The organism is Mycetocola sp. 2940, assembly GCF_040548835.1.
Lineage (GTDB): Bacteria > Actinomycetota > Actinomycetes > Actinomycetales > Microbacteriaceae > Mycetocola_A.
Map to the genome: position 1 here is coordinate 20987 of NZ_JBEPSK010000005.1, position 26293 is coordinate 47279.

Genomic DNA, 26293 nt, shown 5'->3' on the forward strand with positions numbered 1-26293 from the left:
GGGGTGCTCGCTTTGCGAGTCAGGCGGTGCGCCTGTCGTCATTCGGACTCGGATTTGGTGGCGCGCCCCTCGACGAGAGGCGCGAGGGCGACTTCGATCAGCCGGTCGTCGTCGGGCCCCGGCGTGCCGCGCCCGTCGGTGTTGTTCGTGATCAGCCAGAGGGTGCCGTCCGGGCCCGGCGCCACGTCGCGGATCCGGCCGAATTCCCGATCGAAATACGCGGATGCCGTCACCACACCCTCGAGTCCGCGGCTACCCTCTGGGACGTGGACGCCGTCGAGGATCCCCCACAGGCGCTGACCCCGGAGCGCGGCCATGAACAGGGTGTTGTCGACGACGGTGAGGCCGCTCGGGCTGGCCTCGTCTGTCGACCACTGGTAGGCGGGGTCGACGAACTCGGGGTCGCCCGCCTGCCCTTCGACCCTCGGCCAGCCGTAGTTCTTGCCCGGTTCGATGAGGTTGAGTTCGTCCCACGTGTTCTGGCCGAACTCGCTCGCCCAGAGCCTGCCGTCCGCGTCCCAGGCGAGTCCCTGCGGGTTGCGGTGCCCGAGCGACCAGACTTCTGAGCCGTCGATCGGGTTGTCCTGCGGCACCTCGCCGGTCGGGGTGACCCGCAGGATCTTGCCGTTGAGCGAGGCGGGGTCCTGGGCGAGGTTGCCGTTCCCCGCGTCGCCGACCGTCACGTACAACATCCCGTCCGGGCCGAAGGCGATCCGACCGCCGTTGTGGTTGCCGGCCTTCGCCAACCCCTCGAGCACGACCTCAACAGCCCCGAGCGTGAGGCTGCCGGGGGAGCCGCCGAGCGGCATCCGCACGACGCGGTTGTCTCGTGCGGCGGTGAGGTAGGCGTAGATCCAGTGTTGTTCGTCCTGCGTGCGCGCGGCGAGGCCGAGCAGCCCGCCTTCGCCGCCAGGGTCGACGCCGGGAACCACGGCCGCTTCGCGAAGCTCGCCGGTCGGGGTCAGCTCCATGATCTGCCCGGTGTCGCGGTAGCTGAGCAGGGTGCTGTCGCCGAGCCGGAGGATCGACCAGGGCGCGTCGAGTCCGGTCGCGAGCACTGTCGTCACGCCCGTCGGGGAGACGGGTGGGGTTCCGGTCGGGGAAGGCGCGGGCGTGTCCGGCCCGGTGGGCCGAGCACTCGGTGCGGGCGTCGCTGTCGTGCAGCCGGCCAGGATCGGAACGGCGAGCAGAACCGCGGCCAGGGCCGCGACCGTCGCCCTTCGCCTGCGCATGTCAGTTGCCCGACCGCACCTGGAAGATGGTCTGCGCGGGGGTCGGCGACGGCACGGCAGTCTCGTCCGTCACCACCGAGGCGCCGGCGAAGAACTGGCGGAGCTCGGCCCCCGCGACGGCCTTCGCCGGGTGGGGTCCGCCGGCGAGGAGGCGGGGAATGAAGTGCATCGGCAGCTCGGTGTTCGAGCCGATCAGGACGACGTTGCCGAACCGCCGGCCCTTGAGGATCTGCGCTTCGGCGAGCACGGCGACGTGCCCGACGGCCTCCTGCACGGTGGCGGCCTGCCCGCGGGCGAAGGCGAGGCCGGGGCCGTCGGCGATGTTGATGACGAGGATGCCGTCGGGCGCGAGCAGGGCGGCCGCTTCACGGTAGAACTCGATGCTGGTCACGTGCGCGGGGGTCCTGGCGCCGGAGAAGATGTCGACGATGACGAGGTCGACGCTGCCGGCGAGGCCCTTGGGCAGCCGGCCGAGCACCTCCCGGGCGTCGCCGTAACGAATCCGGATGGCCGCGCGCTTCGACCAGGGCAGGTGCTCGCGCACGAAGTCGATCAGGTCCTGTTCCAGTTCGACGACCTGCTGCCTGCTGCCGGGCCGGGTCGCTTCGATGTAGCGGGGCAGCGTCAGCGCGCCGGCGCCGAGGTGCACGGCGGTGATCGGCGCACCCGGCGTGCGCACCTCGTCGATGACGTGGCCGATGCGCTGGATGTACTCGAAGAACAGGTTCGTCGGGTCGTCGAGGTTCACGTGCGACTGCGGTGTGCCGTCGACCACGAGCTGGAAGCTGCCCGGAACCCACTTGTCCGCCTCGATGACGGCCAGCTGGCCGCTCGACGCGAGACGGATCTGGGGGTTGTCGGTCTCTCTCGCTGCCATGCGTCGAGCCTACCTTTCGTAACCTCGGGGAATCCCGGCGTCTGCGGGGCCTGGCCCACCGTCCGGGTGAGTTACGGCGAGAATCTGGCGAAGTTGCGAACACGCGCTGCAGGAGCCGCCCCCGCGCAGATAGCCTGAAGTCATGCGCGTCGACCTCAACTGCGACCTCGGTGAGACGGTGGACGGCCGCGCCACCGCGGACGACGCCGCCCTGTTCCCGCTCATTACGAGCGCCAGCATCGCCTGCGGATTCCACGCCGGAGACGCCGACTCGATGTACGCGTCCTGCCTCCTCGCGATCGAACACGACGTCAGGGTCGGGGCGCACGTCTCCTACCGTGACCGGGCCCATTTCGGCCGCGCCGACCTCGAAGTGCTCCCCGCCGTGCTCATCGACGAGATCCTCGAACAGCTCGCGGCGCTCGCCGGGGCCGCCGAGAAGGCGGGCACCGACATCCGCTATGTGAAGCCGCACGGTGCGCTCTACAACCGCATCGTCCATGACGATCGCAAGGCGGATGCCGTCGCGAGCGCGGTCGCGCAGTTCTCGCCCGGGCTTCCGCTGATGGGCCTGTCCGGATCCCGCGTCGAGGCGGCGGCCGCCGCCCACGGGCTTCCGTTCCTGCGGGAGGCCTTCGTCGACCGCGCCTATCAGCGCAACGGGTCGCTCGCGCCGCGCAAGTGGCCCGGCGCCGTGCTGCACGGCGAGGATGAGATCGCCGCGCGGGCCCTCACGATGGTCACCGAGGGCACGGTGCGTGCGCTCGACGGCACCCTGCTGTCGATCGAGGTCGACTCGCTCTGCGTGCACGGCGACACCCCGGATGCCGTCGCCATGGCCCGCGCGGTGCGGCGGGCGCTCGCCGAAGCCGGCGTCGAGGTGCGGGCCGCCGTATGAGTGTGTTGCACGCCGCCGGCGACCGGGCCATGCTCATCGACTGCGACGACCTCGACGCGGTCCTCGCGCTGCATGCCGGGCTCTCGGCTCGCCCGCCGGCCGGGATCGTCGACATCGTGCCCGCAGCCCGCACCGTGCTCGTCACCTTCGACCCGGCGATCCTGCCGGCCGACCGCGTAGCGGGCTGGATCCGGTCCACCCCGCCGCTGCCGCCGGAGGTGTGGGGGGAGAGCGACGCCGTCGAGATCGACGTGGAGTATTCGGGGGAGGACCTCGCCGAGGTCGCCGCCCTCCTGTCGATACCCGAGCGGGAGGTCGTGCACGCGCACACGGCATCCGTCTGGCGGGTCGCCTTCGTCGGGTTCGCCCCCGGTTTCGGTTACCTCGTGTCCGACTCGAACCGGCTCGTCGTGCCGCGGCGGTCGAGCCCGCGCACGAGCGTTCCGGCCGGTGCGGTGGGTCTCGCCGGGGAGTACACCGGCGTGTATCCGCGGTCGTCTCCCGGTGGCTGGCAGATCATCGGCCGGACCGACGCCGAGCTGTGGAACCCGGATGCCACGCCGCCCGCCCTGCTCACACCGGGTCGGGTCGTCCGGTTCCGGGCGGTGTCATGAGCGCGCTGACCGTGCTCGCCGCCGGGCCGCTCACCACCGTCCAGGACCTGGGCCGGCCGGGGTACGCGGCACTCGGGGTGAGCGGATCCGGTGCGCTCGACCGCCGGGCGCTGACCCTCGGCAACCGGCTCGTCGGAAACGCCGAAGGCTCGGCCGTGCTGGAGATCACCGTCGGCCCGTTCTCGGGTGTCGCCGACCAGGACGCGTGGATCGCCGTGACCGGAGCGTGGGGACCGGTGTCGGTCGGCGGTCGCCCGGTCGACCCGAACCATCCGGTGTTCGTCGCTGCCGGTGCGGCTGTGGAGATCGGGCCCGCGTCGTCCGGGCTGCGGTACTACCTGGCGGTGAGCGGTGGATGGGACGTGCCGCCGGTTTTGGGGTCGCGGTCGACGGACCTCCTCTCGGGCATCGGCCCGGCGCCGGTGCGCGACGGTGACGTGCTTCCGATCGGTTCGCCGCACACGGCCGGCATCCCGGCGCTCGATGTCGCACCGTGGAGCCCGCCGGACCCCGGCCCGGTGACCGTGCCGCTCTCCGTCGGACCGCGTGCGGACTGGTTCACGTCCGGGGCGCTCGAGCGGCTGTTCACCGGAACCTGGACGCTCGGTTCGGCGTCGAACCGCGTCGGGGCGCGGCTGGAGGGGCAGCCGCTCGAGCGAGCGGATGCCCGTGGCGAACTGCCCAGCGAAGGGATGGTCGCGGGGGCGTTGCAGGTGCCGCCGTCCGGGCTCCCCACGGTGCTGCTGGCCGACCACCCGACGACCGGTGGGTATCCGGTGATCGCGGTCGTGGCATCCGGGGCCCTCGATGTGTTTGCGCAGCTGCGCCCCGGCCAGCAGCTCGCCTTTCGGCACGCCCGGCCGTAACCTCTCTTCGCGAGTTGCTGACCTTGAGGGGGTTCGGGGCGGCCCGGACCCCTGCAAACCCAGCAGTTCGCGGATCATGCGAGGCGTCGGGTGCGGATGTGGGCACGGATCCGCGCGATGAGGTCGCGCGTGTTGGCCAGGTCGGCCCTGGTCACCCGGATCACCCGCCACCCTTCATCCTCGAGCTTTTGGACACGCTCGATGTCTCGCTGCCACTGATCCGGATCCATCAGGTGTTGCAGGCCCTCGTACTCGAGGATGAGTCCGTACTGGCGGTACATCATGTCCACGCGTCCGATGAAGCGCCCCTGCGTGTCGAAGACGTCCGCGTTGACCTCCGGTGCGGGGAGCCCGCCCAGGATGAGTTGAACCCGCAGGATCGATTCCTTTGGCGACTCCGCACGCTCGTTGAGGAGGGTCAGGGCTGTGCGCAGGTTCTTCACGCCCCGCTGGCCTTTCTGCAGGTGGACGGTGACGGCCAGCCGGTCGCGCGAGGACAGGGGGCTGTTCCAGTGGATGAGGTAATCGCCGACGGCAACGAGCTCGGGAAGGCGGATCGTCCGCGCAAGGTCGCACCAGGTCCTCTCTGGTGTCGTGAGGCGCCCGACGACCCCGGTCATCACCTGTGCCGGATCGATGGTGTAACTGTGGCCGATCGCGCCGACCACCTGCACGGCGCGGCAGTCCTCGGGCAGCCCGACGTGAAGACGACGGTCGGCCGACAGCCAGTACGGCAGCGGAGCTCCGTGCAGCAGCGCCGCGGTCGGTCCGCAGAAAAAGGCGGCAGGCGGCATCCGCAACCGGTACGCGGCGCACAGGTCTCGATTGTCACGCTGATGGGCGGCGAAGATCTGCAGCCATTCAGCGTCGGACTGCGGGGGAGGTGTCTCCGGTTGCGCGGGCATGCGGATGCCGGCGAACGGCTTCATGAGGTCGGAGGCGGCGAGGCGGTCGCGCGTCACCCCCAGCGCCACAGCGTCGGCGACGGTGAAGGGGCCCGGTCCGAGTTCGCCGGGAAGTGGTTTCCGTCTGGTCATTCTGGCAGCGTCGTCGACGCCGGACCCGCAGGTCGCGCCTGAATGACTTCTGTGAATTTTGGCTCGCGTAACGGAACCTGTGGAGGGCCCTCAACCCCCGCGAGTTGCTGGGTTTGCCGGGGTTCGGACGGCTCAGGACCACTGCAAACGTAGCAACTCGGGGGAGGGCCGGGCCGCGGTTATACCGCAGGCGGCGGGGTCCGTCAAGGAATTCGCTGGACACGGCGCGTCAGGAGGCATATAGTAGATCCTTGCGCTCCCAGACGTTTCCCATGCCTTCATATTGCGGTCGGCCTAGTGTCCTTTTCCCCTGAAAAGTGCACCATTCTTTGATGGCGTTTGACGAGTTCTCCATTACTACCAGTAACTAGAGCCTGTACGAGGGCCCACGGAGGTTATTTCCTTGGCTGCTGCGCGCAACGCATCCACCAACTCACCCAAGAACGGCCGCGACGCATCGCGTCTGTCGTTCGCGAAGATCACCGACACCCTGACGGTTCCGGATCTGCTTGCTTTGCAGACCGAGAGCTTTGACTGGCTCGTGGGCAACGATGTGTGGAAATCACGCATCGACGAAGCCACGAAGTCCGGCCGCCAGGACCTGCCGACTCACTCCGGCCTCGATGAGATCTTCGAGGAGATCTCGCCCATCGAGGACCTCGGCGAGACCATGCAGCTGAGCTTCACCAGCCCCTTCCTGGAGCCGGAGAAGTATTCGATCGACGAGTGCAAGGAGCGTGGCAAGACCTACGCCGCTCCTCTCTACGTCGAGGCCGAGTTCATGAACCACCTCACCGGTGAGATCAAGACTCAGACCGTGTTCATGGGCGACTTCCCGCTCATGACCGAAAAGGGCACGTTCATCATCAACGGCACCGAGCGTGTCGTCGTGTCTCAGCTCGTCCGCAGCCCCGGTGTCTACTTCGACCGCAACCAGGAGAAAACGTCCGACAAGGACATCTTCTCTGCCCGCATCATCCCGAGCCGTGGCGCATGGCTCGAGTTCGAGATCGACAAGCGCGACCAGGTCGGCGTTCGCATCGACCGCAAGCGCAAGCAGTCGGTCACCGTCTTCCTCAAGGCCCTCGGCCTGACGAGCGAAGACATCATGGAGAAGTTCAAGGGCTTCGAGTCGATCGAGCTCACCCTGGAGAAGGACACGATCCTCACCAAGGAAGACGCGCTCCGCGACATCTACCGCAAGCTCCGTCCGGGAGAGCAGGTTGCCGCTGAGGCTGCCCGCGCGCTCCTCGACAACTTCTACTTCAACGGCAAGCGCTACGACCTCGCGAAGGTCGGCCGTTACAAGATCAACAAGAAGCTCGGTCTTGACGCCCCCCTCAGCGACTCGGTCCTGACCGTCGACGACATCGTCGAGACGATCAAGTACCTCGTTCGCCTGCACTCGGGTGAGACCAGCTTCGTCGGCCTCCGCGACGGCAAGAAGGCGGACATCCGCCTCGACATCGACGACATCGACAACTTCGGTAACCGTCGTATCCGCGCCGTCGGCGAGCTCATCCAGAACCAGGTCCGCACCGGTCTGTCCCGCATGGAGCGCGTCGTCCGCGAGCGCATGACCACGCAGGACATCGAAGCGATCACCCCGCAGACCCTGATCAACGTGCGCCCCGTCGTCGCCGCGATCAAGGAGTTCTTCGGTACCTCGCAGCTGTCGCAGTTCATGGACCAGAACAACCCGCTCGCGGGCCTCACCCACAAGCGCCGCCTGTCGGCTCTTGGCCCCGGTGGTCTGTCGCGTGAGCGTGCAGGCGTCGAGGTGCGAGACGTTCACCCGTCCCACTACGGCCGCATGTGCCCGATCGAGACTCCTGAAGGCCCGAACATCGGCCTGATCGGTTCGCTCGCGTCGTTCGCCCGCATCAACGCATTCGGTTTCATCGAGACCCCGTACCGTCGCGTCGTCGACGGCCTGGTCACGAAGGACATCGACTACCTCACGGCAATGGAAGAGGACGACTACATCGTCGCCCAGGCCAACGCCCCGCTGAGGGCAGACGGCCGCTTCACCGAGGACCGCGTCCTCGCCCGTCGTAAGGGCGGAGAGGTCGACCTCTTCCCCGCAGAAGACATCGGCTACATGGATGTCTCGCCGCGCCAGATGGTGTCGGTCGCGACGAGCCTCATCCCGTTCCTCGAGCACGACGACGCGAACCGCGCACTCATGGGTGCCAACATGCAGCGTCAGGCAGTTCCGCTGCTCCGCTCGGAGTCGCCGATCGTCGGAACCGGTATGGAGGGCTACGCAGCCATCGACGCCGGCGACGTGATCACCGCCGACAAGCCGGGTGTTGTGATGGAGGTTTCGGCCGAGGTCGTCACCGTCCAGCTCGACGAGGGTGGAACACAGGACTACTACCTGCGCAAGTTCGACCGCTCTAACCAGGGCACGAGCTTCAACAACCGCGTCATCGTCTCCGCGGGTGACCGCATCGAGGCCGGCGAGGTCATCGCAGACGGCCCTGCAACGGAGAACGGCGAGCTCGCCCTCGGAAAGAACCTCCTCGTGGCATTCATGTCATGGGAAGGCCACAACTTCGAGGACGCGATCATCCTGAGCCAGAACCTGGTCAAGGACGACACCCTCTCCTCGATTCACATCGAGGAGTACGAGGTCGACTCGCGCGACACCAAGCTGGGCAAGGAAGAGATCACCCGTGACCTTCCGAACGTCAGCCCTGAGCTCCTGAAGGACCTCGACGAGCGCGGCATCATCCGCATCGGCGCCGAAGTCCGCCCCGGTGACATCCTCGTCGGAAAGGTCACGCCGAAGGGCGAGACCGAGCTCTCCGCCGAGGAGCGTCTGCTCCGCGCGATCTTCAACGAGAAGAGCCGCGAAGTGCGCGACACCTCGCTCAAGGTTCCCCACGGTGAGCGCGGCACGATCATCGCCGTCAAGGAGTTCAACGCCGAAGACGGTGACGACGAGCTCGGCTCGGGCGTCAACCGCCGCGTCGTGGTCTACATCGCCCAGAAGCGCAAGATCACCGAGGGTGACAAGCTCTCCGGTCGTCACGGCAACAAGGGCGTCATCTCGAAGATCCTGCCGATCGAGGACATGCCGTTCCTCGAAGACGGAACTCCTGTCGACATCATCCTCAACCCGCTCGGTATCCCGGGTCGAATGAACTTCGGCCAGGTCCTCGAACTCCACCTCGGCTGGATTGCCCAGCAGGGTTGGAAGGTCGAAGGCAAGCCGACCTGGGCGAAGCACCTCCCGGCCGAAGCACACGAGGCTCCTGCCGGAACCAAGGTTGCAACGCCGGTGTTCGACGGTGCATCCGAGGAAGAGATCGCAGGTCTTCTCGACTCGACCACCGTCACCCGTGACGGCGACCGCCTCATCGGCTCCAGCGGAAAGGCCAACCTGTTCGACGGCCGTTCCGGCGAGCCGTTCCCGGAGCCGATCTCGGTCGGTTACATGTACATCCTCAAGCTGCACCACCTCGTCGACGACAAGATCCACGCTCGTTCGACCGGGCCGTACTCGATGATCACGCAGCAGCCGCTGGGTGGTAAGGCGCAGTTCGGTGGCCAGCGTTTCGGAGAGATGGAAGTGTGGGCCCTCGAGGCTTACGGTGCGGCATACGCGCTCCAGGAACTCCTCACCATCAAGAGCGACGACATCCTCGGCCGCGTGAAGGTGTACGAGGCCATCGTCAAGGGTGAGAACATCCAGGAGCCCGGTATTCCCGAGTCCTTCAAGGTTCTGATCAAGGAAATGCAGTCCCTCTGCCTGAACGTGGAAGTGCTGTCTGCCGACGGCACCGCGGTCAGCCTCAAGGACACCGACGACGACGCCTTCCGCGCTGCGGAAGAGCTCGGCATCAACATTTCCTCCAGGTTCGAGTCGTCGTCCATCGACGAGATCTAAGCCTGGCCAAGAGAAGTATTCTTCAGATCTTTCTTTAGGAGAGAAATTGCTCGACGTAACAACTTTTGATGAGCTTCGCATTGGCCTGGCTACCGCTGACGACATCCGTCGTTGGTCGTACGGTGAGGTCAAGAAGCCCGAAACCATCAACTACCGAACCCTGAAGCCCGAGAAGGATGGTCTGTTCGGTGAACAGATCTTCGGCCCGAGCCGTGACTGGGAATGCTCCTGTGGCAAGTACAAGCGTGTCCGCTTCAAGGGCATCGTGTGCGAGCGCTGTGGCGTTGAGGTCACCAAGTCCTCCGTGCGCCGTGAGCGCATGGGGCACATTGAGCTGGCTGCGCCCGTCACCCACATCTGGTACTTCAAGGGCGTCCCCTCGCGCTTGGGTTACCTGCTCGACATGGCGCCGAAGGACCTCGAAAAGGTCATCTACTTCGCCGCATACATGGTCATCTCTGTCGACGAGGATGCTCGTCACCAGGACATGCCCGGACTCGAGAACGAGATCCGCCTTGAGATCAAGACGCTCGGCGACCAGCGGGACTCCCGCATCGCCGACCGCCTGAAGAAGCTCGAAGACGACCTCGTCGCCCTCGAAGCCGAAGGTGCCAAGGCCGACCAGAAGCGTCGCACCAAGGACGCCGCTGAGAAGGAGATGAGCCAGTCCCGTAAGTCGTACGACGAGCAGATCGCTCACCTCGAGCGTGTCTGGGACGACTTCCGCAGCCTGAAGGTCGGCGACCTCAAGCCTGAGGATGCCGTCTTCCACGAACTGCAGGACCGTTTCGGCATGTACTTCGAAGCGTTCATGGGTGCAGAGGCGATCAAGAAGCGTCTGCTGAGCTTCGACCTGGCCGCCGAGAGCGAACTGCTGCACACGCAGATCGCCGAGGGCAAGGGCCAGAAGAAGATCCGCGCCATCAAGCGCCTCCGTGTCGTCAACTCGTTCCTGTCGACCGGCAACTCGCCGGCCGCCATGGTTCTCGATGTCGTCCCGGTGATCCCGCCCGAACTGCGCCCGATGGTGCAGCTCGACGGTGGCCGCTTCGCGACCTCTGACCTCAACGACCTCTACCGTCGTGTGATCAACCGCAACAACCGTCTGCGTCGGCTGCTTGACCTCGGTGCCCCCGAGATCATCGTCAACAACGAGAAGCGCATGCTTCAGGAGGCCGTCGACGCACTGTTCGACAACGGTCGCCGTGGTCGTCCGGTCACCGGTACCGGTAACCGCGCCCTCAAGTCCCTGAGCGACATGCTCAAGGGCAAGCAGGGTCGCTTCCGTCAGAACCTGCTCGGAAAGCGCGTCGACTACTCGGGCCGTTCGGTCATCATCGTCGGTCCCCAGCTGAAGCTGCACCAGTGTGGTCTGCCCAAGCAGATGGCTCTCGAGCTGTTCAAGCCGTTCGTGATCAAGCGCCTGATCGACCTGAGCCACGCTCAGAACATCAAGGCCGCGAAGCGTATGGTCGAGCGCAGCCGTCCCGAGGTCTGGGACGTTCTCGAAGAGATCATCCGCGAGCGTCCGGTCATGCTGAACCGTGCACCCACGCTGCACCGTCTGGGCATCCAGGCCTTCGAGCCTCAGCTCGTCGAAGGTAAGGCCATCCAGCTGCACCCGCTCGTCTGTGCTGCGTTCAACGCAGACTTCGACGGCGACCAGATGGCTGTCCACCTGCCGCTCTCGGTCGAGGCCCAGGCCGAGGCTCGCATCCTGATGCTTGCCTCGAACAACATCCTCAAGCCGTCCGACGGCCGCCCGGTCACCCTGCCCACGCAGGACATGATCATCGGCCTGCACCACCTGACCACCCTCAAGGAGGGTGTCGTGGGCGAAGGCCGTGCGTTCTCCTCGATCGCGGAAGCAATTCTCGCGTTCGACCAGAAGACGCTCGACCTCAACGCCAAGGTGCGGATCCGCCTCGTCGACATCTCCTTCGCCAAGGGTGAAGCCCCTGAAGGTTATGAAGGCAGCGGAGTCTCCCTCGTCACCACGACGCTCGGTCGCGCCCTCTTCAACGAGGCGCTTCCGGACGACTACCCGTACGTGGAAGACGTCGCCGACAAGGGCAAGCTCTCGTCGATCGTCAACGACCTCGCCGAGCGGTACCCGAAGACCGTCGTGGCAGCAACGCTGGACAACATCAAGGATGCCGGTTTCCACTGGGCAACCCGTTCCGGCGTCACCGTTGCACTGAGCGACGTTCTCACCCCGCCGAACAAGCGCGAGATCGTCCAGACCTACGAGAAGCAGGCCGCGAAGGTTCAGGGCCAGTTCGAGAAGGGCCTCACGACCGACGCCGAGCGTCGCCAGGAGCTCATCAAGATCTGGACCGAAGCCACCGAAAAGGTCGCAGAGGCCATGCGGGCTAACTTCCCCGAGAACAACACGATCAACCGCATGGTGACATCGGGTGCTCGTGGTAACTGGCTGCAGATCCGCAACATCGCGGGTATGCGTGGCCTGGTGAACAACCCGAAGGGTGAGATCATCCCTCGCCCGATCATCTCGTCCTACCGCGAAGGCCTGAGTGTTGCGGAGTACTTCATCGCAACCCACGGTGCTCGTAAGGGACTGGCTGACACGGCTCTGCGTACCGCAGACTCCGGGTACCTCACGCGTCGTCTCGTCGACGTGTCGCAGGATGTCATCATCCGCGAGGACGACTGTGGAACGACCAAGGGCCTCGAGCTCGCGATCGCCGCTGTCGACTCGACCGGAACGCTCGTGCGTGACGCCAACGTGGAGAACTCCGTGTTCGCCCGTTCGCTCGCCGCGGATGCCATCGACCCGAAGGGCACGGTTGTCGCCGAGGCCGGTGCAGACGTCGGAGACGTTCTCATCGACCAGCTGGTCGAGGCCGGTGTCGAGAGCATCAAGGTGCGCTCGGTCCTGACCTGTGAGTCCGCCGTCGGTGTGTGTGCTGCCTGCTACGGCCGCTCGCTCGCCACCGGACAGCTCGTCGACATCGGAGAGGCCGTCGGCATCATCGCGGCCCAGTCGATCGGTGAGCCTGGAACGCAGCTCACGATGCGTACGTTCCACACCGGTGGTTCGGCATCCGCTGATGACATCACGCAGGGTCTTCCCCGCGTGCAGGAGCTCTTCGAGGCCCGCACCCCCAAGGGTGCGACGCCGATCGTCGAGGCAGCCGGCCGCGTCAACATCGAAGACACCGACCGCAGCCGCAAGATCATCCTCACGCCGGACAACGGCGATGAGCCCGTGATCTACCCGGTGCTCAAGCGTGCCGTCCTCCTCATCGAGGACGGGCAGCACGTCGAGCTCGGTCAGCCGCTGCACCTCGGTGCCGTCGACCCGAAGGAAGTTCTGCGGGTTCTCGGTGTGCGTGAAGTGCAGAAGCACCTCGTCGGTGGCGTCCAGGGCGTCTACCGTTCACAGGGCGTGCCGATCCACGACAAGCACATCGAAGTCATCGTTCGTCAGATGCTCCGCAAGGTGACCGTGGTTGACCACGGTGACACCGGACTCCTGCCGGGTGAGCTCGTCGACCGGATGAAGTACAACGAGCTGAACCGCGCCGCTCTCACCGAGGGCAAGAAGACCGCATCCGCCCGCCAGGAAGTCATGGGTATCACCAAGGCTTCTCTTGCGACCGAGTCGTGGCTCTCCGCCGCCTCGTTCCAGGAGACGACCCGCGTTCTGACGCAGGCCGCCATGGAAGGCAAGAGCGATCCTCTGCTCGGCCTCAAGGAGAACGTCATCATCGGTAAGCTCATCCCCGCTGGTACCGGCCTCGCCAAGTACCGCAACGTCACCGTTGAGGCGACGGAAGAAGCGAAGGCTGAGCGTTACCCGAACCGCATCTTCGCAACGGATGGTGTGTTCGACGAGGCCGACCTCGGCTTCGTCGACTTCGACACCTTCTCGAACGACGATTTCACCCCGGGAACCTACAACTAGGTCTCCAGGTTGATCCACGAAAGGCCCCGGCTTCGGTCGGGGCCTTTCGGCGTTGATTTCGACTGTCGCGGCAAGCGTGCCGCGCCTGGTTCCTGAGCTTGTCGAAGGACAATCTCCTCGGTTCGAAAGCTTCGCTTTCGAGCCGCGGAGGATCGTTACAGAATCGCGCCCGTGCCCCGCTTCGCGCTTGCACTGGGGCCCCGGTAGGCTTCCGGGCGAGCACCAGTAGTGAAAGCAGGAGAACCATGCGCGGGATGCCGTCACACGGAACAGCACCACGACGGTCGATCCGTCGGCTGGCAGCGCTCGGGACGGCGGCCCTTCTGACGGCCGCGCTCGTTTCGGGATGCTCCGGCACACCGGCTCCTGAGGACACGACGGAGGGCACCACGGCGGCCTCGCCCGCACCGAGCGAGGAGCCGCGTCCCACACCGTCCGCCGAAGCCACGCCAGACGAGGTCGGCCTCGTGCTGCCCGGCTCGTGCGAGGAGATCTACGGGCCGGCCATGTTCGAGGCCCTCCAGGAGGACCTGCCGCCGCTCAACGACCCGTCGATGTCAGACCCGAACTTCTCGAACACCGACGAACTCGAAGAAACGCTTCGCTCGCTCGAATACCTCCAGTGCACGTGGGGCCGCGCCAGCGAGGCCGGCATCGTCACGGCGGTTGCTCGGGTCTCGGAAGAACAGTCCGACGCGGTTCTCGACATTCTGGAGTCGAACGGCTTCGACTGCTACAGCCAGCTCCAGGGCACGCGCTGCGTGATCCGCGAGGAGACCGAGGGCAACGCGCTCGGCGAATCGCACTTTTTGCGTGAAGACGTCTGGGTGTCGACGTTCTGGCTGAACGCCCCGATTCGCGGCTACACCGAGAACATCGTCGAGGCGATCTGGGGGTAGTGTGGGGCCTCGACGCTCGCGCGGGCCGAAATGCGGCGCGTGCGTGCACGGGCACCGGCGCGTCGCGAAAAGGCCCGCGGATGCCGTCGAGTGCAACCGTTTCATCCCGCGCACCGCGAACGGGGGCTAGCGCATCCCCAACGGGGGACTGTGACAGACGGCCACTTCGCGGCTACTTTGGCAAGACTGCCTTATCGGAGGGGGATCGGCATGGCATCCATCATGGAAACTCTGATTCTTCAGGGCATCCTGCCGTTCGACCAGCTCGACCGTGTTTCGCGGACGCAGACCGACGACGAATCGGCGCTCAACGGTCTTGTGACCCAGGGTGCCATCACGCCGGTGCAGCTGGCCCGCGCGCGCGCGACCCAGGCCCGCATCGGTTTCGTCGAACTCCTCGAGTACCCCGTCGATCGCACCGCCGTCGCCCTCGTGTCATCCGTTCTGTGCCGTCGACACAACGTTTTGCCGATCGGACTCGACGGCAAGGTGCTCAAGCTCGCCATGGTCGACCCCGGCAATGTTTTCGCCATCGACGACGTCCGTGCGGCGACACACCTGCAGGTGGAGCCGGTGCTCGCTGAGCGCGCGGACCTCCTCGCCGCCATCGACCGCTACCTCCGCGCCGACGGTGAACTGAGCGACCTCACCACGACGCTCGAGGAAGAGTCCGGCCAGCAGGAGGCCGACCTCGCCATCGGCGATGTGCACGACGATGAGGCGCCGATCGTGCGCTTCGTGAACCTGCTCGTGTCGCAGGCCATCCAGGACAATGCGTCCGACATCCACATCGAACCGGGGGAGTATGAACTCCGGGTGCGGTACCGGATCGACGGCGTGCTGCACGAAATGCAGAGCGCACCGAAGAGCATCCAGAACGGTGTCATCTCCCGGCTCAAGATCATGGCCGAGATCGACATCGCCGAGCGGCGGAAACCGCAGGACGGCCGCATGTCGGTCATGCACGGCGGCCGCAAGATCGACCTCCGCGTCGCGACGCTGCCGACGGTGTGGGGCGAAAAAGTCGTCATGCGAATCCTCGACAACTCGAACACGAGCCTCGACCTGCGTGACCTGCAACTACTCGACCGCAACTTCGAGGCGTACAAGGCCTCGTACTCCAAGCCCTACGGCATGATCCTCGTCACCGGGCCCACCGGCTCCGGCAAGTCGACGACGCTGTACACGACGCTCAACACCGTCGCCCGGCCTGAAATCAACGTGATCACGGTCGAGGACCCGGTCGAGTACCGCATGAAGGGCATCAACCAGGTTCAGGTGAACCCGAAGGCGGGGCTGACGTTCGCCAGCGCCTTGCGAAGCATCCTGCGATCCGACCCGGATGTCGTTCTGCTCGGTGAGATCCGTGACCACGAGACCGCGCAGATCGCGATCGAAGCGTCGCTGACGGGCCACCTCGTTCTCTCCACCCTGCATACCAACGATGCGCCCAGCGCTGTCGTGCGGCTGACCGAGATGGACATCGAACCGTTCCTCGTCGGCTCGGCGCTCGACTGTGTGGTCGCCCAGCGGCTCGCGCGGCGCCTCTGCGACCGCTGCAAGGCGCCGGCGGAGTATTCCGATGAGGACCTGGCACGGCTCCGCTTTCCGCAGAACGAGGTCAGCAGGCGGACGCCTGGACTGTTCAGGCCGGTCGGCTGCCAGCAGTGCTCGAACACCGGATACCGCGGGCGGCTGGCGCTGCACGAGGTGATGACCGTGACCGAGGAGATCGAGCGGCTCGCCGTCGCCCGGGCCTCGAGCGCCGAGATCGGCCGCCTCGCCCGTGAGCAGGGGATGCTCACTCTGCGCGAGGACGGGTTCACCAAAGCGACCATGGGGCTCACGTCGCTCGAAGAGATCCTCCGGGTCGTCGTTTAGCCATTTTCTGTATTTCAATAGCACTGCATACATGCAAAAAGCACACAGAGGGAGTGACGCTTGAGCGACCCAATCTACGAGATTCCGGTTCTGCCGCCGGGAGCGAATGTCGACGGCTGGACACCGGGGATCCGTCGTCGGAGCCGGGGGGAGAGCTCCGTCGACGGCTCGGGCCTCCCGTCGGAATCTGAGCAGGGTCGTCGTTCCGAGTCGTCTTACGATCCGTCTGAGCAGTATGGCTTCGGGTCGTCCCTGAGCGCCGAACCGGCACCCGCTGAGCCTGAGGACCGGCGTGCGGGGGCGTACGAGTCTCTGACGGCATCCACTTCACCCCTGTACTCCGCGCCCGCTGAGGCGCCGACCGCGGCCTCCGCGTCCTACCCGGCGGAGCAGCCGGCCGAGTCGTACTTCACGCAGCAGGCTCCGCCGTCATATCAGAGCGCGACCTACCCGGCGCCCGCCGGTCCAGCATCCGGGCAGAGCGAACTGGTCCGCGCGATGCAGGAGGCGGCAGCAGCCGCTGGCCACTTCGGCTACGCCCAGGCCGATGCCGAACCGGAGCCCGTCGTGCTGCGTGAGATCAGCCTCGCCGACGCGCTGCACACCGTTGTAGCGCTCAAAGCGTCCGACCTCCACGTGACGGCGGATGCTCCGCCCATGATCCGCGTGAACGGCGGACTGAGGGCGATCGAGGGTGCGTCGGCGTGGTCGCGCGAGAAGATCAACGCCGAGCTGCGGGCCATCGCGAACGACCGGCAGCTGGCCATGTTCGAGGACAACCTCGAGCTCGACTTCGCGCACACGCTGACGGAGGAGAGCCGCTTCCGTGTGAACTACTACCTGCAGCGCGGGGCGATCGGCGCGGCCTTCCGTCTCATTCCGACCGAGATCAAGCGGCTGAGCGACCTCGGTGTGCCGGAGTCGGTCAGCCACTTCGCCACCCTGCCGCGTGGACTCGTGCTCGTCACCGGCCCGACCGGTTCCGGCAAGTCGACGACGTTGGCCGGCCTGATCGACCTCGTGAACCGGACCCGTGCTGACCACATCGTGACGGTCGAGGACCCGATCGAGTTCATGCACAAGAACCAGAAGTCGATCGTCAACCAGCGCGAGGTCGGTGCAGACACGCACAGCTTTGCGAACGCGCTCAAGCATGTGCTGCGGCAGGACCCGGACGTCATCCTCATCGGTGAGCTCCGTGACCTGGAGACGATCTCCGTCGCCCTCACCGCCGCGGAGACCGGGCACCTCGTCTTCGCCACCCTGCACACGCAGGATGCCGCGCAGACGATCGACCGTGTCATCGACGTGTTCCCGTCGCACCAGCAGGACCAGGTGCGTACACAGCTGGCCGGCACGTTGCAGGGAGTCGTCAGCCAGACCCTCGTGCCGAAGGCGAGTGGCTCCGGCCGTGTCGTGGCGACCGAGGTCATGGTGATCACACCGGCACTGTCGAACCTCATCCGTGAGGGCAAGACCTACCAGATCCTGTCGGCGATGCAGGCCGGCCGCGACCTCGGCATGCACACCATGGACCAGCACCTCGCCGAACTGGTGAACTCGGGCAAGATCACCGCACAGGCGGCAAAAGCGAAGTCGCACGACCCCGAGGGCTTCCAGCGGATGCTGCACGGCTCCCAATCGCCCACTGAGGCGGCGGCCCGCGCCATGCAGGCGTCCGACATCGACTACGGCGACTCGTACTCTTCGAGGCTGGACCGCTGATGGCGGGAACCGTCGGCTACACCTACAAGGGCCGTGACGCAGCGGGCAAAATCGTCAAGGGCAAAGTGGATGCCACCTCGGAAGGCGCCGTTGCTGCGCGCCTCCGCACGATGGGACTGTCGCCGGTATCAATCGATGCTGCGCCGGACGGCACCGGCCTGAGCAAAGAAATCACGATCCCGGGGTTCTCGAAGGGCGTCGGTCTCAAGGACCTGGCGATCATGAGCCGGCAGATGTCGACCATGACCAGCGCCGGGCTGTCGCTCATGCGGACGCTGTCGATCCTCGCTGAGCAGACCGAGTCCAAGGCGCTTGCGAAGATCCTCGTCGTCGTGCGCGATGACGTAGAAACCGGGACGTCGCTTTCAGAGGCCATGCGCAAGCACGAGAAGGACTTCCCGCCGATCATGATCAACATGGTCAAGGCGGGCGAGACCGGTGGATTCCTCGACAAGGCACTCGACACGGTGGCGAAGAACTTCGAGAAGGAAGCGGAACTCACCAACACCATCAAGAGCGCGATGACCTACCCGATCGTCGTCGTCGGAATGGTGGTGCTGGCTGTCGCTGGCATGCTGATCTTCATCGTTCCGGTGTTCAAGAGCATGTTCGAGGGCATGGGCGGCACCCTGCCGATCCCGACGCAGATCCTCGTCACCATGTCAGAGCAGATGGTGTGGCTCGGGCCGCTTCTTTTGATCGGTTCGATCGTCGGGCGGATCTGGTGGAAGAAGAACAAGAACACCCAGCAGGTCCGCAAGGCCGTCGACCCGCTCAAGCTGAAGCTGCCTGTGTTCGGCATGCTGATGACCAAGCTTGCCGTCGCCCGTTTCTCCCGCAACTTCGCCGACATGATCGGCGCAGGTGTGCCCATCCTCCAGGCGCTCCACATCGTGGGGGAGACCTCTGGCAACTATGTCATTGAGGAGGCGCTCAAGAAGGTCGCCGACTCGGTCCGGCAGGGCAAGTCGATCGCCGCACCGCTCGCAGAAGAGTCGGTGTTCCCGCCCATGGTCATCCAGATGGTCGCAGTCGGTGAGGACTCCGGAGCGCTGCAGCAGATGCTCGACAAGATCGCCGACTTCTACGACCAAGAGGTGAAGACCATGACCGACCAGCTCACGTCCCTGATCGAGCCGCTGCTCATCGCGTTCCTCGGCATCGTGGTCGGCGGAATGATCGTCGCGCTCTATCTCCCGGTGTTCAACATCGCCACTTTGATGGAATAGCTGAGAGAAGCTCAGCAAATTGCTGATCTGCCCTACTCTGGGGGTTAATTTCTGCTCAATTTACCCCCATAGGTGTGTCTTTGAATCTCAGGATTGGCCATAGAGTCAAATAGCCGACCGGGGTCCCGGTCACCCGGGCATTGGTCAGAATCACAATCACGAAATGGACACCCCATGGTCTCTCGCATCACCGCTGCAATCGCAGCTCGTTACAAGGCGATCCAGGAGAAAGAAAAGGGCTTCACCCTGATCGAGCTTCTCGTTGTCGTCATCATCATCGGCGTCCTCGCCGCCATCGCGATCCCCGTCTACCTCGGTGTCCAGAACAACGCCAAGGACAGCGGAGTGAAGTCGGACATTGCCAACGCCAAGACTGCAGTTATTGCGTACCAGGCCGAGGAGGGGGAGCTCCCTGAAGGACTCGGCGATCTTGAGGACTATGGCTATACAGAGCCGACAGCCAGCACGGGCAACTATGGAGCGACTGGTCTGCCCGCGATTACCTTCAGTGATGACGACTCCGCTTTTGCGATCTGTGCAACGAGCGTGACGACGAAGGAATTTGGTGCAAGCGATCAGGGCGGTGTGGCAGAGGGCTATTGCCCCGGCGATGGTGTCTTTACGGCCGGAGCCCGGCCAGAAACGCCGTAGCACTCCAGATAGAAGCGGCCGGGTCATTGTCCACGCCAGTGGACAATGACCCGGCTCGCCGCACACATCCCGCATACCTGCACGACTCCGCTCCTGATTGGAGAGGCCAGCAATGACCGACCGGACCCCGAGAACCGTTGAGTCGCCGTCGCGCGAATCCGGTTTCGGGATCATCGAGGTCGTCATTGCCATGTTCCTCCTCGGCCTCATCGCCATTGCCTTTCTCCCGCTCCTCCAGACGTCGCTGAGGCTCGCATCGAAGAATGTCACCAGCGCTACGGCGACCCAGCTCGTCAACGCCCAGATGGACAAGGCCCGCAGCCTCAAGCCGTCGTGCGCCGCGATCCAGGAACTCGCCAGCGGCACGCTCGGAAACCTCGTTGAGGATCCGCGTGGAACCGTGCTCGAGATACACATGGAGTCGGTTATCTGCCCACCGACGTATCCAGGCACCGTGATTTTCACTACTTCCGTCACTGTTCAGGGCTCCAACGATGTGCTCTCCCAGGCGACGACCCGAGTCTTCGTCGAAAGCAAACTCGGGACGGTCGCGCCATGATCGCGATCAAACCGGCGGACAGCGACCGCGAAAGCGGCATGAGCTTGGTCGAACTTCTCGTCTACTCCGTGCTGTCAATCGTGGTTCTTACGCTGGTCGGCTCGGTCCTGACCGCGGCGCTCCGCTCGGAGCAGCAGGTGCGAAGCCTCTCTGAGGCAACGTCTCTCGGACAGCTTGTCTCGCGCTCTGTGGAGGAAGGCATCCGGAACGCGTCGAGCATCGACCCGCCAAATGAAAGCGACGTCAACGGCGAACTTTTGCGAGCACGAGTGGCGATCGGCGCCTCAGCCGGTGCGGTGAAATGGGAGTGCCAGGCGTGGTACTTCGCGCCATCGACCGGTTCGTTCTACTCGGCACGCGACGACTCGGGTGCAATCGCCGCACCCACCAGTCTGAACGACCTCAAATCCTCGCCCTGGACGTTCCTCGGCAAGGGCATTCACCGCGCAGACGGGGAGAGCGCGTTCTTCGGCTGGGTCGGCGAGACGGCCGGCAACAGCGGGCGCGTCGTGCTGCGATTCAAAGTTTCATCCAAAGGCACTGACCTTGTGCTCATCCCGAACACGGTTGTTCGACGATTGCCGGCCACCGGCGGAACGGGGCCGGCCACATGTTTCTGACACTCCGGCGGTTGACGATCAAACGGATGCTTCGCGGCGGTGACGACGAGGGTGTCGCGCTCATTGCTGTCATCGGGATCATGGCAGTGCTCGCTGTCGTGGCTCTGTCCATAGCCACTGCGGCGATTTCGTCGGCAACATTCACTTCCGGAACCCGCGGGAACGTTCAAGCTCGCGCAGCGGCAGATGCCGGCATAGACGCGGCCTGGGCTGGGATGACAAAAGGAACCTTCTTCTGCACCGTCCCGCAGGCAGACGGATTGACCTATGAAACGACGGTCGAATACTTCGACGCGGCGGGCCCAATAGCCTGCACCGGAACATCCAGTCTGGCGGGCACGCCGGTCAGAGCCGTCGTGACATCCGTTGGCACGGCCGAGCACGCCGGAATCTCGAGCGGCGCAGACGGAAGCCAGCGCACGGTCGCCGCTCTTTTCGACATTGTTGTGGATCCGGGCGACTTCAAACTGGATGACGCCGTCTTCAGCGATGGCAGCTTCGCCCTGACGAACGCATTCGACGTCCTGGACCTCAGCGGACACTCGAACGCCAACATCTATAGCAACGGCAGTGTTTCGTGCGGTGCGAGGGTGCCGACAGTCGAGGGCTGGATCCTCGCCCAGGGTGACTTCAATGGGCTGAACACGTGCAGCATCGATGGCAGCGTGTGGGTCGGTGGCAGCGTCAACGTCAGTAGTGATGTCAGCATCACCGGAGACGTGTTCTCAGCTGGGGGCACCGGCCCGTCGCCGACGGGAATCGCCATCGGCAAGGTGTTCATCGGCGGAACGGTCGTCGCCAATGGGAACGTCACGACCACCACCAAGGACAACCAAGGTCGCTGCGCATTGAGCGGTTCGGCCGCGCGTGTCTGCGGATCGATCATCTCGATCGACGGGACGGTGAGCCTCAACGACGGCACCGTCGTCGGAGGCGGGATCTACGCTCGCGGCAACATCGACATCGGGAAAGCGGAGACAGACCGAGCCATCGGCGGCAGCATCGTCTCTTCGCACGGTGGCCTGAGCGGGACATTGAGAAACGGCATCGCAACCGGAATTGGCGGATTCGTTGCCGTGAACGGGGCATCGAGCATCCCCAAATCGAACATCGGCAACCCGTCGTCGTCGTGCGCTGCCTCGTCGGGATTCTCACTCTGCAACCCGAGCAACCCGGTCTTTCCCATCGCGCATGTTCCGTCGGAACTCAACTTTCCCACCAATACCCGTGTCGTGGCGCCACCTCGCGAGAGCCTGCCTCGCGTCAACATGTACCCGGATGCCGGCCTCGCATCGAAATGGCCCGGCTGGACGATCCAGCATGTTGCCTGCGATGCCGTCAAGAGCACGATTGCTGCTGGGTGGACCGGCAAGCTCCTCCTCATCGCTGACGGGTGCATCGCGCCGATCCAATGGAAGACGTCGACGCCCGGCGAGAGCCCGATCGTCCTGCCCGGCGATCTTGCCATCATGAATCCCTCGGGCTTTGACACTCAAGCCGACGTGCAGGTGAAGTCGTCAACTGCCGGAGTCGAACACACCATGATGTGGATCGTGCCGTCCGACGCGAAGCTTCCTGCCGGAACCGATCTCGCCACCTGGACGGCGCCCTTCCTCACCGATCCCGACTACACGAAGCCGACCTGCAACGCTGGCGGCTCCTTCGGCAACGTCAGCATCAGCACAAAACTGAATCTCGTCGATACCAAATGGTTCATCTACACGCCGTGCGAGATCGCTATGTCGACTCACCTGACGGGGTTCAAGGGCCAGATGTATGCCGGCGTCACCAAACTTCCGAGCGAGAGCGTTTTCGAGTTCGCAAAACTGGAAGTACCGGGCGCAACCGCGGCCCCGACGTCCACGTCGCTCGTCGATGTCACCCCCACCGCTCGATTCGACGTGCGGGGTGGTGGCTGATGGATGCCATGACTCCTATTCTCGTCGCCGCAGTCGCTCTGGGTGCGTTCGGTCTCCTCGTTGGCTCGTTTCTCAATGTCGTTGTGTACCGCGTTCCCAACGGAATGTCCGTCGTGTCGCCTCCGAGCGCGTGCCCCGGCTGTGGTTCTGGAATCAAGGCGTACGACAACGTTCCTGTGCTGTCGTGGCTCGTACTGGGCGGTAAGTGCCGGTCGTGCCGCGAACCGATCTCCGCCCGGTACCCCCTCGTCGAGGCGGGCGTCGCCGTATTCTTCGGGGTCGTCGGAGTCTGGTGGTGGGTCACCTCGATGCGGCCGCTGGCGGCCGACTCGAGCATCGACCGTGGCGAGATTCTGGCGAGCGTCCTGGTGCTCCTCGCGTTTCTTTGGCTGGCCGGGATCAGCGTTTCGCTCGCCCTCATCGATCTCGACACCCACAAGCTTCCCAACGCGATCGTCCTGCCGAGCTACGTCGTCGGCGGTGCTTTGCTGGCGACCGCCGGCATCCTGAACGGGGACCTCGACGCGCTGATTCGTGCCGGGATCGGAATGGCCGCTCTGTGGACTGCATACTTCCTGCTCGCGATGCTGTACCCGGGCGGGATGGGTTTCGGCGACGTCAAGCTCGCTGGTGTGCTCGGCCTCTACCTTGGCTTCGTCGGCTGGGATGCCCTCGTCGTGGGCGCTTTTGCCGCGTTTTTTCTCGGCGGTCTCTTCGCCATCGTTCTCCTCGTACTGAAAAAGGTGAATCGGAAGGGTGGCATCCCGTTCGGCCCCTGGATGCTTGTGGGCGCCTGGACGGGCATCTTCGCGGGCAACACACTGTTCACTTCGTACCTGTCGCTGCTCGGCGTGGCCTAAGTTCAGGAAGTAGGGGGAAAGCATGTCAACGAGTGTTGTGGGAATCGATATCGGCAGTGCCGCGATCCGGGCGGTTGAACTTCGGGATGGTGACAAGGCGAAACCGACGCTGGTGCGGTACAGCGCGCTCCCGCTTCCTCCCGGCGCCGTCAGCCGCGGCGAGGTGATCGAGCCGAACACCGTCTCGTCCGTTCTGAAGCGGCTGTGGTCGACCGGCGGCTTCAAAAACAAGAACGTCGTAATCGGAATGGGCAACCAGCGAGTACTTGCGCGCGACCTCACGATGCCGCGGATGTCGCAGGCGAGAATCCGGGAGACGCTGCCCTACCAGGTGCAGGAGATGCTTCCCGTGCCTGTAACTGAGGCGATGCTGGACTTCTACCCGGTTTCGGAATCGGTGACCGACAGCGGCCCGATGCTGCATGGACTGTTGATCGCCGCGATCAAGGAGGCGGTGCTCGGGAACGTGAGGGCTGTCGAGAAGTCAGGCTTGAGGGCCGCAGGCGTCGACCTCATCCCGTTCGCCCTCGCAAGAGCGCTTCTCCGAGGCGAGCACGGGACGGGCACGGTTGCCATTGTCGACATCGGGGCGACCGCGACAACCGTGGTGATTGCCAGCAACGGGGTTCCCCAATTCCTTCGCATCATCCCGGCGGGAGGCGATGACCTCACCACGGCGCTAGCACAACGGCTCGAGATCGACGCCGTCGAAGCCGAGGGTCTCAAACGGGGGATCGGCCTTCGCACCCGGGTCGACGACCCGCAGTTCGAGCGACCCATGACGATCATCCATGAGGTGATCAGTGAGCTTCTCGGCAGTGCACGCAACACCCTCGATTACTTCAGCCAGTCGCGTCCCGACGCGCCGGTGGAGCGGATCCTTCTAACGGGTGGGGGAGCCCATCTGACCGGACTGCCTGAAGCTCTTGCGGAATTGACCCGCACGCCGGTATTCGCTCCGGAGACTTTTTCGGGCATCGAACTCCCACGGGGCTTCAAACCCGAGAGCGCCCACAACGACTCGTCGTCGATGCTGGTCGCGCTCGGGCTGGCGATGGGAGCGGCATCATGAGCAAGAAGCCAGCGGAGTTCGCAGCTGTCGGCGGGGTGCCTCGCGCTGACCTCTTGCCCCTTGAAATCCGGCGAGAACACAAGGGCCGCAAGACTCGTACCAATCTCCTCTGGGGCGTCGTCGCGGTCGTCGTCCTGGTCTTCATCGGAACCGGGGCAAGCTACTACTTCGCCTTCACCTCGCAGCTGTCGCTGCTGGCAGCGCAGAATCGCACCAATGAACTGTTGATCGAGCAACAGAAGTACAGCGAGGTTCGGGTCGTTCAGGACGAATTGGCCGACGTCGAAGCAGCTCAGAAGGTTGGTGCCGGAACCGAGATCGACTGGAAGGCGTACATCGACAGAGTCGAGGCCAGCCTGCCGGGCGGAGCTGTCCTCGGAAACGTCGAGGTCGAAGGAGCATCGCCACTGATCGACTACGCCCAGCCAAGCGCTCCGTTGCAGGGCCTTCGCGTCGCGACGCTCACGTTCAGTGCCACCACTGAGACACTCCCCGACACGGATGCCTGGCTGGTGGCGCTCGCCGATCTTCCCGGTTTCACCGACGCCAACCCTGACTCCGTCGCAATCGACGAAGAGACGGGGACGTACCTGACCTTGGTCACGATGCACATCGGCGAAGACGCCTGGTCTGAGCGGTTCGTGCCTGAAGACGAAAAGACTGAGGCTGAACCGGAAGAAGAGGATGACGCAGTCCCCACGAAGGAGGTGGACTGATCATGGACAAGAACAAAATCTGGAGCCTGGCCTCCGTGATCGTCATGATCGGTGTGCTCGCCCTCGGCTGGTTCGCGGGTATCGATCCTCTGCTCAAGGCTCGGGCGGCAACCGAGGAGCAACGGGTGTCTGTGGAAGCCCAGAACGAGGCCACGCAACTCGCCATCGCGCGGCTTAAGGGTGACTTCGAGAACATCGACGCACTCAAGGCGGAACTCGTCGAGTTGCGCACATCCGTACCGGCCGCCGGAAGCATGCCGGCGTTCCTCACCCAGCTCGACACGCTCGCCCGCGAGAGCAACACCACCGTGAAGTCGCTGAGCGTCTCTGAGGCCATCGAGTACACGGCGCCCTCCACCGCAGTGGAGGAACCGCCAGCGGCTGAACCGGCTCCAGATTCAGAAGCTCCTGCTCCCGCGCCGGTCGAGGCTGAGCCAGAGACTCCCAGTGTTATCACCGACAGCCGGATCACATCCGCAAATTTCATCGCCATCCCGATCACCGTCACGGTGAACGGAGACAAGGCGGGCACGCGCAGCTTTCTTGACAAGCTTCAGCACGGTCCGCGGCTCTTCATGGCGACACAGGTTTCGACCGGGCCGGTGGGTGACGATGGAGTCGAGTTCACAGCCACCGTCTCGGGGTATGTCTACGTGCTGCTGAAGGATTAGGTCCGAATCGCTGCCTTGGGTGGGGTCGCTCGCACGGGCGACTGAATGTCGGTGGTCAGGTGTTGACTTGAGGCATGAACAAGGCAGCGATCTATGGGCGGGGAACACTTGCTGATTCCCGGGCGCCGGTGAAGAAGTGTTCTA

The 26293-nt window shown here is 64.8% G+C and carries 20 protein-coding genes; 17 read left to right on the forward strand and 3 right to left on the reverse strand.

Annotation, left to right across the window (positions count from 1 at the left end; all coding sequences use genetic code 11):
• Positions 1-38: 38 nt before the first annotated feature.
• Positions 39-1232, reverse strand: coding sequence for a PQQ-dependent sugar dehydrogenase (locus ABIE24_RS09180; protein ID WP_354498935.1), 1194 nt, complete (start codon positions 1230-1232; stop codon positions 39-41).
• 1 nt (position 1233) lies between these two features.
• A complete protein-coding gene (locus ABIE24_RS09185) occupies positions 1234-2109 on the reverse strand; it encodes a spermidine synthase (RefSeq protein WP_354498936.1) in 876 nt (291 codons plus the stop codon).
• Between the two features lie 142 nt (positions 2110-2251).
• On the opposite strand from ABIE24_RS09185, the gene ABIE24_RS09190 reads away from it, so the two are divergent.
• The 3 genes from ABIE24_RS09190 to ABIE24_RS09200 are packed head-to-tail and all read left to right on the forward strand — an operon-like array spanning position 2252 to position 4487.
• Entirely contained in the window at positions 2252-3007 is a 756-nt protein-coding gene (locus ABIE24_RS09190) for a LamB/YcsF family protein (protein WP_354498938.1), read from the forward strand.
• Complete coding sequence (locus tag ABIE24_RS09195) at positions 3004-3621, forward strand: 5-oxoprolinase subunit B family protein (protein WP_354498940.1); 618 nt, start codon at positions 3004-3006, stop codon at positions 3619-3621. Before ABIE24_RS09190 ends, ABIE24_RS09195 begins: the two co-directional genes overlap by 4 nt.
• On the forward strand, positions 3618-4487 hold the full coding sequence (locus ABIE24_RS09200; RefSeq protein WP_354498942.1) for a 5-oxoprolinase subunit C family protein: 870 nt from the start codon (positions 3618-3620) through the stop codon (positions 4485-4487). Before ABIE24_RS09195 ends, ABIE24_RS09200 begins: the two co-directional genes overlap by 4 nt.
• Positions 4488-4561: 74 nt before the next feature.
• Here the strand turns inward: ABIE24_RS09200 and ABIE24_RS09205 are convergent, their stop codons facing one another.
• Positions 4562-5524, reverse strand: coding sequence for an endonuclease domain-containing protein (locus ABIE24_RS09205; RefSeq protein ID WP_354498944.1), 963 nt, complete (start codon positions 5522-5524; stop codon positions 4562-4564).
• Between the two features lie 403 nt (positions 5525-5927).
• Between ABIE24_RS09205 and rpoB the strand changes: the two genes are divergently transcribed.
• From rpoB to ABIE24_RS09275, 14 genes are all read left to right on the forward strand, one after another.
• Positions 5928-9419, forward strand: coding sequence for a DNA-directed RNA polymerase subunit beta (gene rpoB, locus ABIE24_RS09210; RefSeq protein WP_354498946.1), 3492 nt, complete (start codon positions 5928-5930; stop codon positions 9417-9419).
• 46 nt (positions 9420-9465) lie between these two features.
• Positions 9466-13347, forward strand: a complete 3882-nt coding sequence (locus ABIE24_RS09215) for a DNA-directed RNA polymerase subunit beta' (protein ID WP_354498948.1) — start codon at positions 9466-9468, stop codon at positions 13345-13347.
• Positions 13348-13601: 254 nt separating this feature from the next.
• Complete coding sequence (locus ABIE24_RS09220; protein WP_354498950.1) at positions 13602-14246, forward strand: hypothetical protein; 645 nt, start codon at positions 13602-13604, stop codon at positions 14244-14246.
• A 210-nt stretch (positions 14247-14456) separates the two neighbouring features.
• Positions 14457-16127, forward strand: a complete 1671-nt coding sequence (locus tag ABIE24_RS09225; RefSeq protein ID WP_354498952.1) for a GspE/PulE family protein — start codon at positions 14457-14459, stop codon at positions 16125-16127.
• Between the two features lie 60 nt (positions 16128-16187).
• Entirely contained in the window at positions 16188-17852 is a 1665-nt protein-coding gene (locus ABIE24_RS09230; protein WP_354498954.1) for a type IV pilus twitching motility protein PilT, read from the forward strand.
• Positions 17852-19081, forward strand: coding sequence for a type II secretion system F family protein (locus tag ABIE24_RS09235; RefSeq protein ID WP_354498956.1), 1230 nt, complete (start codon positions 17852-17854; stop codon positions 19079-19081). The genes ABIE24_RS09230 and ABIE24_RS09235 overlap by 1 nt, the downstream gene beginning before the upstream one ends.
• A gap of 174 nt (positions 19082-19255) precedes the next feature.
• A complete protein-coding gene (locus ABIE24_RS09240; protein ID WP_354498959.1) occupies positions 19256-19732 on the forward strand; it encodes a type II secretion system protein in 477 nt (158 codons plus the stop codon).
• A gap of 112 nt (positions 19733-19844) precedes the next feature.
• The gene (locus ABIE24_RS09245) at positions 19845-20291 is read left to right on the forward strand and encodes a type IV pilus modification PilV family protein (protein WP_354498961.1); all 447 of its coding nucleotides are present in this window, start codon (positions 19845-19847) and stop codon (positions 20289-20291) included.
• Positions 20288-20911, forward strand: coding sequence for a PilW family protein (locus ABIE24_RS09250; protein WP_354498963.1), 624 nt, complete (start codon positions 20288-20290; stop codon positions 20909-20911). Before ABIE24_RS09245 ends, ABIE24_RS09250 begins: the two co-directional genes overlap by 4 nt.
• Positions 20902-22830, forward strand: coding sequence for a hypothetical protein (locus ABIE24_RS09255; RefSeq protein ID WP_354498965.1), 1929 nt, complete (start codon positions 20902-20904; stop codon positions 22828-22830). The genes ABIE24_RS09250 and ABIE24_RS09255 overlap by 10 nt, the downstream gene beginning before the upstream one ends.
• Positions 22831-22838: 8 nt before the next feature.
• Complete coding sequence (locus ABIE24_RS09260; protein ID WP_354498967.1) at positions 22839-23690, forward strand: prepilin peptidase; 852 nt, start codon at positions 22839-22841, stop codon at positions 23688-23690.
• 22 nt (positions 23691-23712) lie between these two features.
• Complete coding sequence (pilM, locus tag ABIE24_RS09265; protein WP_354498969.1) at positions 23713-24762, forward strand: type IV pilus assembly protein PilM; 1050 nt, start codon at positions 23713-23715, stop codon at positions 24760-24762.
• Entirely contained in the window at positions 24759-25478 is a 720-nt protein-coding gene (locus ABIE24_RS09270; protein WP_354498971.1) for a hypothetical protein, read from the forward strand. Before pilM ends, ABIE24_RS09270 begins: the two co-directional genes overlap by 4 nt.
• Before the next feature lie 2 nt (positions 25479-25480).
• Entirely contained in the window at positions 25481-26149 is a 669-nt protein-coding gene (locus tag ABIE24_RS09275) for a hypothetical protein (RefSeq protein ID WP_354498973.1), read from the forward strand.
• Positions 26150-26293 lie beyond the last annotated feature (144 nt).

Coding starts and splice junctions, on each gene's coding strand:
- ABIE24_RS09180 (WP_354498935.1), bottom strand. CDS start 1,232: ATGCGCAGGCGAAGGGCGACGGTCGCGGCCCTGGCCGCGGTTCTGCTC.
- ABIE24_RS09185 (WP_354498936.1), bottom strand. CDS start 2,109: ATGGCAGCGAGAGAGACCGACAACCCCCAGATCCGTCTCGCGTCGAGC.
- ABIE24_RS09190 (WP_354498938.1), top strand. CDS start 2,252: ATGCGCGTCGACCTCAACTGCGACCTCGGTGAGACGGTGGACGGCCGC.
- ABIE24_RS09195 (WP_354498940.1), top strand. CDS start 3,004: ATGAGTGTGTTGCACGCCGCCGGCGACCGGGCCATGCTCATCGACTGC.
- ABIE24_RS09200 (WP_354498942.1), top strand. CDS start 3,618: ATGAGCGCGCTGACCGTGCTCGCCGCCGGGCCGCTCACCACCGTCCAG.
- ABIE24_RS09205 (WP_354498944.1), bottom strand. CDS start 5,524: ATGACCAGACGGAAACCACTTCCCGGCGAACTCGGACCGGGCCCCTTC.
- ABIE24_RS09220 (WP_354498950.1), top strand. CDS start 13,602: ATGCCGTCACACGGAACAGCACCACGACGGTCGATCCGTCGGCTGGCA.
- ABIE24_RS09225 (WP_354498952.1), top strand. CDS start 14,457: ATGGCATCCATCATGGAAACTCTGATTCTTCAGGGCATCCTGCCGTTC.
- ABIE24_RS09235 (WP_354498956.1), top strand. CDS start 17,852: ATGGCGGGAACCGTCGGCTACACCTACAAGGGCCGTGACGCAGCGGGC.
- ABIE24_RS09240 (WP_354498959.1), top strand. CDS start 19,256: ATGGTCTCTCGCATCACCGCTGCAATCGCAGCTCGTTACAAGGCGATC.
- ABIE24_RS09245 (WP_354498961.1), top strand. CDS start 19,845: ATGACCGACCGGACCCCGAGAACCGTTGAGTCGCCGTCGCGCGAATCC.
- ABIE24_RS09250 (WP_354498963.1), top strand. CDS start 20,288: ATGATCGCGATCAAACCGGCGGACAGCGACCGCGAAAGCGGCATGAGC.
- ABIE24_RS09255 (WP_354498965.1), top strand. CDS start 20,902: ATGTTTCTGACACTCCGGCGGTTGACGATCAAACGGATGCTTCGCGGC.
- ABIE24_RS09260 (WP_354498967.1), top strand. CDS start 22,839: ATGACTCCTATTCTCGTCGCCGCAGTCGCTCTGGGTGCGTTCGGTCTC.
- pilM (WP_354498969.1), top strand. CDS start 23,713: ATGTCAACGAGTGTTGTGGGAATCGATATCGGCAGTGCCGCGATCCGG.
- ABIE24_RS09270 (WP_354498971.1), top strand. CDS start 24,759: ATGAGCAAGAAGCCAGCGGAGTTCGCAGCTGTCGGCGGGGTGCCTCGC.
- ABIE24_RS09275 (WP_354498973.1), top strand. CDS start 25,481: ATGGACAAGAACAAAATCTGGAGCCTGGCCTCCGTGATCGTCATGATC.